Below are 11,998 nucleotides of genomic sequence, written 5' to 3'. Positions count from 1 at the left end.
CGTTGTTCTCGCGTTATGCGCCTTCGTCGTTACATCGGCGTCATATGGGGGAACGTCATCCGAAGACTTCACGCCGGCGGATGACAGGCGGCATCCGGGCGATACCGCTGACAGCCAAGGGAAAGGAATCAAAGGAATCAGCATGCCAAGAATTGTGGAAGCCGCAGGCGGCATCATCTACCGCACGCAACAAGCCCTGCCGGGGGTTATGAAGTTCTCTGATGATGGCAGGCTGCCTGTCGGATCGAATCCGATATCAGCGCTCGACGCCATCGAGGTATGCGTCGTGCACCGGCCGAAATATGACGACTGGAGCTGGCCGAAAGGCAAGCTGGAAAACAATGAGTCCCATCGGCATGCGGCGGTGCGTGAAATGGGTGAGGAATCCGGCGTCGCCGTGGAATTGGGCGCGTTGATCGGGGATGTCGAGTACCCGTTGGCGGAAGAGGGGCGCCGCAAACGGCACACCAAGAACACGACCACCGATCAGAAGCATGTGGTGTATTGGATGGCGACACCGATCACCGAGGAGGCTGATGCCCGTCGCCATACAGCGCTCGGCCCGATTCTGCCAGCCGATAAAGACGAAATCGACACTGTTGTGTGGGTGCCGGTGCCCCGGGCGCGCAGACTGCTGACCCATGCGCTCGACCGCACGATTCTCGACCGGTTCGTGGCTCTGGTCAAAGCCGGAGCGGCACAAAGCCGCACTCTGCTCATCGTCCGGCACGGCAAAGCCGAGGCGCGCAAACAGTGGAAGGGGCAGGACTGCAATCGGCCGATTACACCGCGCGGGGCCGCCGCAGCATTCGCGTTGGGTCGTGAACTTGCGTGCTACAGCCCTGACCGTCTGGTCAGTTCGCCATGGCTTCGATGCATGCAGACCATCGAGATTTTCTCCTGGCAGACCGGTCTGCCCATTGATACCGCGGACGAGTTGACCGAGGATGCTTTCGCCGACAAGCCTGACGAGGCGTGGCAGCGGTTCCGCCGGGAAATCGACCGAATGCTGGACACCGGTATGGACACTGCCATTTGCATGCACCGTCCGGTGATCGGCGGCATGTTCACTCATCTGCGCCAAATGTGCGCGTCAGAAGCCTTGGCGAAACGGCTCATCGCGAAATCCCCCTACATGCCCACCGGCAGCGCAATCGCCTTGGCTATCATCGAAACGGGCGACGGCCCGAAAATCATCGATATACAGAAAGTTGGCCCACTTGTCTATTGACTCCTCCAGCTCAGGATCGATCCAATCCAGCAGATCAGGATTCCTCGCCTCGCCATCAGGCTCGTCACGTCCAGCCCGGCCTGCACAGCTCGACCCGGCGATTCTGGATCACCTGGGAGGCGGGCTCGACCCGGAAATCATCAGCGAGATGAGCCATGCTTCTGCCGCGGCCCTGCTTGACCGCGTGCACCACACCGAAGACCCCCAAGTGGTACAACGTGTCATCACACTTGTGGACACGGAAGGTGTGGATATCATCGCACAACTGTGGAGCAACGCGGAACCGGACTCCCTGCCCGGAATCATGTGGCGCCTGTATTTGCTGCGGACCTGGATGCGTCGCAATCGCGAGCAGATAGCGCGGTTATGGCGGTTCGGCGAACCGGTTGCGACCACAGCCTCCGCAATCGTCGGTGTCGATGAGACTCCGGATGCCGAGGATATCGCCCGGACCGCGGATTCCATCCTGTCAGGCGCGTTCACCGGTGATTTCGCGGTGGCGCTGGACCGGGCAAGCGCATTCACCGATGTCATCGCCAACGGGTTGCGCGTTCAAGCGCATCGCATCACCGCGGCGCAACAGGAAAGGACGTCGTCGAGCATCTCGGACGGCGACGAGCGCCTTGCGGCGCATGACGCCCAGACCCGCGCCGCACGGCTGATGCATACCGCGGCGAACCTGCTGACTACATCGCGCGACTTCCGTGAGGGCGCCCACTTGTGGCGTCGCGGACGGCTGGAATAGCCGGATCTGCGGATAGACCCAGCTCAAATCTGCGCTCTGTGTTCTGCCCTCGGCGTGTTCTGCATGCTGCGGCACGCTAACCCCGCCAACATCTACGTTTCGTATTCTGCATGCTGCGGCGCGACCTGCACGATACACACACGCCACGCCGGCACGCAGCCCTGCCGATGCCGCTATACTGGGCTGTGCGCCGAGCCGTGCTTAAGCCCCGGGCTCCATTTGTTGCCGCTGCGAGCGGCGTTTGCGCCGACAGGCGCTTTCGCGGTCCGGCGCATTTCATTGCTTTGTTTCGCGTTTCCCTTTTCTTTGGAACCTTACCCGCACATCAATCACATGCACGAGTGGCACCGGCTGTCGCATCGGCTGCATGTCGGCGCGCTTCGCCGGCCTCCACATCAACCAACCAGCGCGCATTCGCCACGCCGTCGAACCGGCTCGCCCAATCTCACGGATGGCGGTAATCTGGGAAGCATGGAATTGCATGTACTCAACCACCCGCTGGTGGAACACAAGCTCACTGTGCTGCGTGACAAAAACACGCCGTCCAGCACCTTCCGTGAACTCATCTCCGAACTCGTGATGCTCGAAGCCTACGAGGCGACGCGCAACCTCGACGTGGTCGACAAGCCCATCGAAACCCCGGTCGCCCCAATGATCGGCAAGCACATCGCTGAACCTCGGCCGATCATCGTGCCGGTGCTGCGTGCCGGTCTGGGCATGCTCGACGGCATGACCAAGATGATTCCATCCGCAGAAGTCGGTTTCCTCGGCATGAAGCGCGACGAAGACAACCCGACCAAGCAAATCACCTACGCGAATCGTCTGCCTGACGATCTCACCGGGCGCCAGTGCTTCCTGATCGACCCGATGCTCGCCACCGGCGGCACGCTGGTTGCTGCGACTCACTACCTGGCTGAGCGCGGAGCGAAGGACATCACCGCGATCAACATCATCGCGGCGCCGGAAGGCCTGAAATTCGTGCAGGAGCAGATTGATCCGAGCATCGCATTCAAGGTCGTCGTCTGCGCTGTCGACGAGAAACTGAACGACAAGGCGTATATCGTGCCTGGTCTCGGCGACGCCGGCGATCGTCTGTACGGCGTCATCGACTGAGTGCACGCCTTACAACCGCCGCTGTATTAATCGAAGCAATCAACCAGCCGGGAATCCTCGCTTGCGCTAGGGTTCCCGGCTGGTTGTTTTCCCATGACCATCGCAGAAGCCATCGGCTAAATCATCATCGGCGAATTGGCACCAGCGATGGCGGCAATGATTCCGTGACGATGACGCCCGTCAAACCGGCGACACCGGTAATACCGGCTGCACCGCAACACCGGCATATGCCAGTCCTCTACGCCAATCCTGCAGCCCATGGACCGACTCAGCGGCCGACCCGACTCAGGGCAACAGCCATCGCGTCAGGCCTGATCGGATGTATGTTCCGGGACGAACGCCTCGAAAATGTGACGGTCGAACCACCGGTCGCTGATTTCCAATTCCGCGCGGCTGCGAATCGTCCACGACACTGCAGTCGCCCCCATCGCACGGGTCGCGCGCATCTGCGGCAAATCACCGCCTTGCCAGTCATACGCCACGAAATCAGGACGGCTCAGCCAATCGAAGGCGAGAAGCCCAGCCAGCCACGCCTTCCAGTCTGCCTGCTGCCCCTGCTCCGGTGGCTCAGCCAACTGGCCGCGGCATACCTCCGGACGATGCTGCCGATACCATTGCACCGCCGCCGGATGGAACGATTCAATCACGTACTGGCCGTCATAGCGGCGCAGCAACTCGTCTCCGCGCCGCATCAGAGCTTCATCATGTTCATCCCACAAGGAGTTGTCGTCGAACTTGTACTCCACAATCAACGGCACACGGCCGTTCACCACACGCAGCACATCGGCGAACAGCGGGACATGCTGGTAATAGCCTTCCGGCGCGCTGAGCGGAGTGGACGGCCTCCCTTCGGCGAAATCAATCCGCTGCGCAACAGCGTCACCAGGAGCGGCCGGAGCGGGGAACAGCGGAATCCGCGTCAATTCATCATAGGTGAGATCTTCGATTCTGCGCGGGTCTCCCGCCACACGCAACAAGTCGCCGTCATGCACCACAACGACCTTGCCGTCACGTGTCAGCTGCAAGTCAAGCTCAATACCGTACCCCGCCTCGCAAGCGGCAGCGAACGCAGCCAAGGAATTCTCAGGCGCAATCGGCCCTTCGACCACAGGCGAACCATACCCCGCCTGCATGGCCATCCGGCGCGCCAACGCCACATACTCGCCGCTTTCCGCCGCATACTGCTCGGTCAGACCCGAACCTGCATCGTGCAAGCCGCGATGCGCATACCACACATGCGGCACAACGGGTACGAAGTTGTTGCGTTTGTCGTTGAACGAACGAGGCGCGATGGCCCAAGCTGCGGCCCCAGCCACGGCAGCGGCGCCGAACAGCAGATGCGTAAGTTGCTTATTACCGGACATGATTCCTCCTCGTGGACATGCTTATTCGAGCCTACCGTACTGGCAGAACCGATGTCCGGGAATCCGGTGAACGCAGCGTAACCAGTTCGGGAACTCACACAAACCAGCTACGCTAACCGACCGCCCAGCGTAACCAGTTCGGGAACCCACACAAACCAGCAACGCTAACACACCCGCCAGCGCAACCAGTTCGGGAAGACACACAAACCGGCTACGCAAACCGACCTCCCAGCGCAACCAGTTTGAGAAGACACACAAACCAGCTACGCAAACACACCCACCAGCGTAACTAGTTCGAGAACCCACACAAACCAGCAACGCTAACACACCCGCCAGCGCAACCAGTTCGAGAAGATGCACAAACCAGCAACGCTAACACGCCCGCCAGCATAACCAGTTCGAGAAGATGTACAAACCAGCTACGCAAACACGCCCGCCAACGCAACCAGTTCGAGAAGATGCACAAACCAGCCACGCAAACCGACCGCCCAGCGCAACCAGTTTGGGAAGACACACAAACCAGCAACGCTCACATGCCCGCCAACGTAACCAGTTTGGGAAGACACGGGACGGTGAGGCCGGGCGGGCGGCTCGATTCAGTGCTTCTTTTTGCGGCCTTTGAAATAAATGTCGAACACAATCCACACCGATAGGATGAACGCGACGACATACCCCATGAACCCGACAACGGGAATGCCGAAAATAATCGGTTTCATACCCGCGTAATACACGATGGACGAGCCGATGAACAGTCCGACCACAATCAACGCCATCGTCAGACGATTCACCATATCGCTGAGCAGTTTGAACGGCTCGTCAAACCCGACAAGCTGCATGTTGGCACGCAATTGGCCGCGAGTGAGCATGCGGGATGCGGTTTTCATCTCGGCGAGCGCCTGCAACGCGCCATGCAACGCCTTATGCCCCTCGATGCCGAGCGTCTGGATCTCGTTCTCGATCGTGGCGACATTCGTTTTGCTGTTGGCGATGTGCTGGGAGATGATCTCGATCATGTTGACATCCGGAATGAACTCGTCCAGCAGCCCTTCCAACGTCACCAGCGCCCTGCCGACCGTGGTCACCGAACTTGGCACTTCGATGCCATGCCGTTGAGCGAGCTGGGTGAGCGATGTGATGAAACTCGCGATATCCAGCTCATCCAGATCGACCGTGCCGTATTCTTCGACAATCAAATCAAGATCGGCAAGCAGTTCCGGGTAGTTGTCCACCGCGGCGCCCGTCGTGGCGAAACGCAGCAGCCCGTCGGCAAGCGAAGGCGAATCCTGCTTGGCGACAGCGAAAATCATATCCCGCATCACCGTGCGGGTTTTCTTGTTGAGCCGGCCGGTCATACCGAGGTCGATCAGAATGATTTTCCCGCCGGAAATGATGATATTGCCCGGATGCGGGTCGGCATGGAAGAACCCTTCATCCAGCACCTGAGTGGCATAGTTGTCGACAAGCTTGGTGCCGATTTCCTTGAGATCATAGCCTTTGGCGACAAGCGCGCCCGGGTGCGACAGCGAGATGCCGTCGACGTAATCCATGACGACGACATGCTCAGTGCATAGATCCATATACGGTTTCGGGCAGTCCATATATGCGAAGCGCGAGCAGAATCGCTTGAACTCCTGCAAATTGCGCGCCTCGACCAAGAAGTCCGTTTCCGATTCGAAGGTGTCCCACAGCTCTTCGACGACACCCTGGAAGTCGACGACCTGCGCGTTGTGCATGATTTTCGTTGCGCCCTTGGCGATGGTGCGCATGATGGACACGTCCTGCGCCATGGTTTCGCGCACGCCAGGACGCTGCACTTTGACGGCCACGTCTTCGCCGGTCAGCAGGGTCGCGCGATGCACTTGCGCGAGCGAAGCCGAGCCGAGCGGCGTCGAATCGATGGACTTGAAAATATCCTTGACCGGTTTGCCGTACTCGTGAGACAACGTGTCCAACACGGTCTGGTAGGGCATGGGGTCGGCGTTGGCGCGCAGTTTCGCCAGTTCGTCGCAGAAGGGTTGCGGCAGAATCTCCGAGCGCATCGACAGGATCTGGCCGACCTTGACGAAGGTGGGACCGAGCGCTTCGAACATGAGACGCATTTTGACCGGTGTCAACCCGTGAATCGCATCGAACTGGTTGGCGATCCGGATGATCTGGTCGAGACGTTTGAGTTTGCCTCGCCGGGTGAGATGGTATTTTTCGGAGAAGTCGTTTTTTCGGCCGCTGAACAGGCCGATTTTCTCGTCGATATGGTTGGATGTGGCGTTTGGGGCTTGCGACTGGGGATCATCATATGCGAGCGGGGTGTTGCCGGGCGCGGCGGCATTGTCGGAACGGCTGTCGGAACGGGATGATGCGTCCTGCGCGCTCACATGCTCTTCCGCCCCGGATGCCTTCTGCTGGCCGGGTTCCTGCTTCGCGGCTTCTTGCGATGTCTCGTTGTGATTGTCTGCCATATCAGCCATATATGTACTGTCTGACGTTCCTATCTGACGCCGGGCATGCCACATGCCGCCGTCCGCCCCGCCACATGGGAATACCATACGGCAGACGCAGACGGCGGTACGACGGCAAGCGACCGGAAGTCAGTCCTTCTTCTCGTCGGAAGCGGGCTTGGCTTCTTCAGCCTTGGCTTCCTCAGCCTTATGCTTGAGCTCGGCGTTCAACGCCTTGCCTTGTTCAACGGTGATCTCGCCCTTCTTCACGAGATCGTCCACGATTTCCTGGCTCTTCTCGACCGTAGTCGCCAGAGCACCGACACCTGCGAGGAACACCTTGTGCAGCAGGCCGTCGTTGAAGTTGAAGTCAGCCATCATTACCTCCTTGTATCAGGTCCTTGTACGTCCAACATTACTCCACGGAAGGCACGAAGGGGAGGCAGGACACTCCCTTCCGCGTGCCGCGTAGACGAAGTGCGGAATACGCGACCCGCCGGTCAAGGCTCATTCGTCATCTCATCATCTCGGCCGGGATGCGGCCACGGCCCGCGCATGCCGGGCGATATCGTCAATACGCCGCAGCTCAGACGCCTGCCGTTCATCTTGATGGGGGGAAAACGCGCCGTACCGCCGTTCGACGGCGATACGAATCAGACCATCCGCCAGACGCGGGTTCTTCGGCAGAACCGAGCCGTGCATGTACGTGCCGATCACGTTGCCGAACCGCGCGCCCTCGGTGTGGTCCGTGCCGTTGTTGCCGGTGCCTTCGGCGTCCACACGGCCGAGCGGCTTGGTTTCGCCGGTCAGGAAGGTCTGCCCGGAATGGTTCTCGTAGCCGATGATGTCGCCGAACTGCTCGCTGTGCTCGACCAGATTGCCAATCATCCGGTGTTCGCGGCCTACGGTGTACACGCCGAGGATGCCGATGCCGTCAAGCCTAGTGCCGTCAACGGTTTCGAAATACTCGCCGAACAGCTGGTACAGGCCGCAGATCATGAGCATCGGCACGCCGTCCGCGGCAAGCGCACGCAGGGTGTCAGCGCGGGCGAACAGGTCGTCGGTGATTTTCTTCTGCCCGTTGTCCTGCCCGCCGCCGCCAAGAATCAGATCCACATGCTGCGGCCACGGGTCGCCTTGATTGTATTCGTGCAGGACTGGCTCATACCCGTACAGTGACAGGCGACGCATGATGGTGAGCACATTGCCCCAGTCACCGTAAATATTCATATCCTTCGGATACAGGGACATGACGTCGATACGGCGATCTGTGTGCTGGTAGGTTTCGCCCCCCGACGGATGCCGGGTTGCTTCGTTCACTGCTGGCATGACAAGCTCCTTCGTGTCTTCGCTGGTTCCGTCCATGAGCGATGCGTTGGCATATGCCGATATGCGCTGATTACGCTGATCTGCGCGTCACCGCTATCCGCGGTTATCTGCCGACGCCCGCATCCGCGACGTTGGTGATATGCGAAAGTTTCGCGCGCGTACGCAGCATCGCCGTATACGTGCAGTAGATGCGTTTCGGCGTGGTCGGGTCGGCGGCGACGAAATCGGCGACCGCCTGTTCCACATCAGTATCGACATGCTTGACCGGCACTTGGTCGTATTCAAGCCGCAAAGCCATATCCCAGGCGCGCGTGCCAGATACCGCAGCCACACCGGTGTCGCGCAGCCCAGTGAAATCAACGTCCCACAGCCAGCTCATATCACGGCCGTCGGCGTATTCATCGTTGATGATGATCATCGTGTCGTGCCCGGCGGGAGGGAACGAGGCGAGCGACAGGCGGAAGCCCATCGGATTTTTCACCAGCAGCAGTTCGACAGGAGTGCCGTTGACGCTGATGGTTTCTCCACGACCGAATGCTGGTGTCACATGGGATAGCGATGCGATCAGAGCGTCATCTGAAGCGACGCCTTGCGGGGTGTCGGCGGTGACCGCACGCACGATTGTCGCAGCGGCGGCTGCGTTGAACAGGTTGTAGACGCCTTCGAGCCTGACGGATGTGGCGATGTCGCGATCGGCGATTCGGTAGGTGGCCTCATGGTCGCCTACGCGGGTGAGGGTCACGTCGGCGGTGAGACGATCGGGGGCGTCGGTACCGGCAGATCGCGCCTTGGCTGTGTCGTGCGGTTCGGCATTCGCCGCGGCGGGCGTTTGTTTGTCAGCATCGTGCATGTCGGCATCATGCATGTCAGTATTGTGCATGTCATCGTCCGAGGGGAAATAACTGCGCAACGCTTGAGACAAACCGAAATACCGCACCTGCACACCCGGCTGGACCTGCTCGGCGAGCCGTGCGATACGCGGATCCTCACGATTGAGCACCACAGTCCCAGTCGTCGCACGCGCCACGTGGGCGAGCAGGCGGGCGGTGTTGTCGATTTCGCCGAAGCGGTCAAGCTGGTCGCGCATCACGTTCAGCAGCAACGCGTATCGGGGACGAACCTGACGGACGAAATGCACGGCATACGCTTCATCAAGCTCCAACACCGCAATATCCGCGTGAAGATGGCCGAACGCGCTCACCTGCGTAAGCAGTGAGGAAACCACGCCGCGCGTGAAATTCGAACCGGTAGGATTCGTGAACACGCGCAACCCCATATCCGACAGCATGGAAGCGACCATACGGGTCGTAGTGGTCTTGCCGTTCGTACCGGACACCAACACCACCCCATACGGCAGCGAGCTCAACGTCCGGGCGAGAAAACCAGGGTCAATGCGCTCGACCACCTTGCCGGGCAACGCGCTGCCGCCATGATGCAGCAAACGGGATGCGTGTCTGACCGCGCGGCCGATCGTCGGCGTCGCGAACGCGTACCACGGGTGCTTGGGCTGGAATACCGGTTCCTGCTCGGCAGCAGGCGTGGTCTGTGACCCGCCCGTCGCAGCGGCATCCCGCCGTCCGTCCGATAGCGCACCATCCGAGGAAAACTGCTGCGCCATGTCACACCTCCTGCTGTTGCTGATAATCCTGCGGCATGTCCTTGAACTTCGACGTGGCGCCAAGGAACGCAAGATGGAACGTCTCAGTCGGGCCGTTACGGTGCTTCGCCATGATGATATCGGCCTCGCCCGGACGGTCTTCCTTATCGTAGAAATCCGGACGATGCACAAGGAACACCACGTCAGCATCCTGCTCAATCGAACCGGACTCACGCAAATCAGACAACTGCGGCTTGCGGTCGTTACGCATTTCCGGACCACGATTCAACTGGCTCAACGCGACGACCGGCACCTCAAGCTCCTTGGCAAGCAGCTTCAACGCACGGGAAAACTCGGAAACCTCCTGCTGACGGCTTTCCACCTGCTTACCGGAACTCATGAGCTGCAGGTAATCGATCACGACAAGCTTCAAGTCGTTCGTTTGCTTGAGGCGACGGCATTTCGCGCGGATTTCCATCAGACTCATATTCGGGCTGTCGTCGATGAACAGAGGCGCATCCTGCATCTTATTCCAGAAATTATTCAGCGTATTCCACCGTTCGGGCGTGATATCGTCCGCACGGCGCAACGCGACCAGTGGGATGTTCGTCTCGGCAGAGATGATACGCTGCGCAAGCTCCACGCGACTCATCTCGAGAGAGAAAATAATCGTCGTCATATTATGGTGGAGCGATGCGGAGCGCGCAAAATCAACGCCGAGCGTGGACTTGCCCATAGCCGGACGGCCCGCGACGACAATCATCTGCCCCGGTTGCAAGCCCTGCGTCACATCATCAATATCGCGGAAGCCCGTCGGCACGCCGCGCTCGACCTCGCCATTTTGCAGTTTATCAAGCTGATCAAGCGCATCATGAACCACCGGGCCGATGGCCGAATAGTCTTGGCGGACCTTGCCGACACTCATCTCGTAGACCTCGGCCTGGGCCATATTCACGACGTCTTCGGCCTGCGAACCTTCCGCAGAATAGCCCAGCTGCGCGATTTTCGTACCCGCCGCGATCACATTGCGCAAAATCGCGCGCTGATGCACGATTTCGGCGTAATACGTGGCGTTCGCGGCGGTCGGGACTGAGGCGACCAGGCTGTGCAGGTAATCGGCGCCGCCGACTTTCTCAAGGTCGCCGTTTTTCATGAGTTCGTTTGCGACCAGCACGGCATCAACCGGCTGCGAGGCTGAGAACAAGTCGATAATTGCCTGATAGATCGTTTGGTGCTTCGGCTGGTAAAAATCGGACACACTGATCATCTGCGAGACTTCGCCGATAGCGTCCTTGCTCATAAGCATGCCGCCGAGGACAGCCATCTCCGCGTCATCGTCATGCGGGGGCACACGGTCGAACACCGCGTCACGAACCGGGGCGCCCGTCTCCCCCTGCACATAACCGGAGGACCGGCCCGACCGGTCGCTGCGGGCATTGTCCCATGGATTTCCTTCTGCCATACCCATGAGTATAGGGGGCGTTGAGTATCGGTGGCCAAGTGTTTGCCGTGGTGGAAACCGTGCGACGCGAAGCCGATTGCCGATGCGATGCCTCCGGCCTCCTGCGCGCGTCCGCGTGTCATCGGCGGGGAGGGTGGGGAGCAGGGGGATGGGTGCAAGTACGCCAATGTGTGAGCCAATCCTCACACAACCCAGCCCAAACACGCCAAAACACCACGCACACCACAATCCAACCACCCACTTTGTGAGCCAATCCTCACAAACCGCGTAATCCACACCTTCCAGCCTGCTGATTCCGAGCATCCGACCCCCGTTGTGTGAGCCAATCCTCACAAACCGGGTACACGTGCCATAAAAACAGCGGATTCCCGCTTCCCAACCACCCACTTTGTGAGCCAATCCTCACAGGACTGCCCACCAAGCATTCTTGCCAATCACGCATGTCTGGGCATACACAACACAACAGATGACACCCACATACCGCACCAACCACAGGTTCTCCCCGATCACGCATGGCGGGACATACACAACCCTGTCAGATACCACCCGGATACCACCGCCCGTCACAGGCTCTCGCCCATTACGCATGATCAGACATACACAACGACCCAGTTGACACACAATCCAACGGACTCCGGGAACTTACCACCCAACCGAGCATGCCGGGACATACACAACCAGCCAGATGACACCCTCACACGGCTGCCCACCAAGCATTCCCG

The 11,998-nt window shown here is 59.8% G+C and carries 9 protein-coding genes; 3 read left to right on the top strand and 6 right to left on the bottom strand.

Annotated features, from left to right (window positions below; all coding sequences use genetic code 11):
- Nucleotides 1–142 precede the first annotated feature (142 nt).
- The 3 genes from DSM100238_RS04380 to upp all read left to right on the top strand — a co-directional run bounded on the left by DSM100238_RS04380 (nt 143) and on the right by upp (nt 3,089).
- A complete protein-coding gene (locus DSM100238_RS04380; RefSeq protein ID WP_152355481.1) occupies nt 143–1,231 on the top strand; it encodes an NUDIX hydrolase in 1,089 nt (362 codons plus the stop codon).
- On the top strand, nt 1,221–1,976 hold the full coding sequence (locus tag DSM100238_RS04375; RefSeq protein WP_240812338.1) for a hypothetical protein: 756 nt from the start codon (nt 1,221–1,223) through the stop codon (nt 1,974–1,976). Before DSM100238_RS04380 ends, DSM100238_RS04375 begins: the two co-directional genes overlap by 11 nt.
- Before the next feature lie 471 nt (nt 1,977–2,447).
- Nucleotides 2,448–3,089, top strand: coding sequence for a uracil phosphoribosyltransferase (gene upp / locus DSM100238_RS04370; protein WP_152355480.1), 642 nt, complete (start codon nt 2,448–2,450; stop codon nt 3,087–3,089).
- Nucleotides 3,090–3,394: 305 nt separating this feature from the next.
- On the opposite strand, the gene DSM100238_RS04365 is transcribed toward upp, so the two are convergent.
- From DSM100238_RS04365 to dnaB, 6 genes are all read right to left on the bottom strand, one after another.
- A complete protein-coding gene (locus DSM100238_RS04365) occupies nt 3,395–4,453 on the bottom strand; it encodes a glycerophosphodiester phosphodiesterase family protein (protein WP_152355479.1) in 1,059 nt (352 codons plus the stop codon).
- Nucleotides 4,454–5,049: 596 nt separating this feature from the next.
- Complete coding sequence (locus DSM100238_RS04360) at nt 5,050–6,918, bottom strand: ABC1 kinase family protein (protein ID WP_376831100.1); 1,869 nt, start codon at nt 6,916–6,918, stop codon at nt 5,050–5,052.
- A 120-nt stretch (nt 6,919–7,038) separates the two neighbouring features.
- Nucleotides 7,039–7,266 carry a hypothetical protein gene (locus DSM100238_RS04355; RefSeq protein WP_026503476.1) on the bottom strand — a complete coding sequence of 76 codons (228 nt, stop codon included), beginning with the start codon at nt 7,264–7,266 and terminating at the stop codon, nt 7,039–7,041.
- Between the two features lie 144 nt (nt 7,267–7,410).
- On the bottom strand, nt 7,411–8,139 hold the full coding sequence (locus DSM100238_RS04350) for a type 1 glutamine amidotransferase (RefSeq protein WP_240812347.1): 729 nt from the start codon (nt 8,137–8,139) through the stop codon (nt 7,411–7,413).
- Nucleotides 8,140–8,320: 181 nt separating this feature from the next.
- Nucleotides 8,321–9,835 carry a Mur ligase family protein gene (locus DSM100238_RS04345; RefSeq protein WP_240812337.1) on the bottom strand — a complete coding sequence of 505 codons (1,515 nt, stop codon included), beginning with the start codon at nt 9,833–9,835 and terminating at the stop codon, nt 8,321–8,323.
- A 1-nt stretch (nt 9,836) separates the two neighbouring features.
- Complete coding sequence (dnaB, locus tag DSM100238_RS04340) at nt 9,837–11,276, bottom strand: replicative DNA helicase (RefSeq protein WP_376831102.1); 1,440 nt, start codon at nt 11,274–11,276, stop codon at nt 9,837–9,839.
- Nucleotides 11,277–11,998: the final 722 nt, after the last annotated feature.

Origin of the sequence: Bifidobacterium apri (genome assembly GCF_009299485.1) — a bacterium.
GTDB lineage: Bacteria > Actinomycetota > Actinomycetes > Actinomycetales > Bifidobacteriaceae > Bifidobacterium > Bifidobacterium apri.
This window is presented reverse-complemented; position numbering and strand designations above follow the sequence as displayed.

Coding starts and splice junctions, on each gene's coding strand:
- DSM100238_RS04380 (WP_152355481.1), top strand. CDS start 143: ATGCCAAGAATTGTGGAAGCCGCAGGCGGCATCATCTACCGCACGCAA.
- upp (WP_152355480.1), top strand. CDS start 2,448: ATGGAATTGCATGTACTCAACCACCCGCTGGTGGAACACAAGCTCACT.
- DSM100238_RS04365 (WP_152355479.1), bottom strand. CDS start 4,453: ATGTCCGGTAATAAGCAACTTACGCATCTGCTGTTCGGCGCCGCTGCC.
- DSM100238_RS04360 (WP_376831100.1), bottom strand. CDS start 6,918: ATGGCTGATATGGCAGACAATCACAACGAGACATCGCAAGAAGCCGCG.
- DSM100238_RS04355 (WP_026503476.1), bottom strand. CDS start 7,266: ATGGCTGACTTCAACTTCAACGACGGCCTGCTGCACAAGGTGTTCCTC.
- DSM100238_RS04350 (WP_240812347.1), bottom strand. CDS start 8,139: ATGTCCCTGTATCCGAAGGATATGAATATTTACGGTGACTGGGGCAAT.
- DSM100238_RS04345 (WP_240812337.1), bottom strand. CDS start 9,835: ATGGCGCAGCAGTTTTCCTCGGATGGTGCGCTATCGGACGGACGGCGG.
- dnaB (WP_376831102.1), bottom strand. CDS start 11,276: ATGGCAGAAGGAAATCCATGGGACAATGCCCGCAGCGACCGGTCGGGC.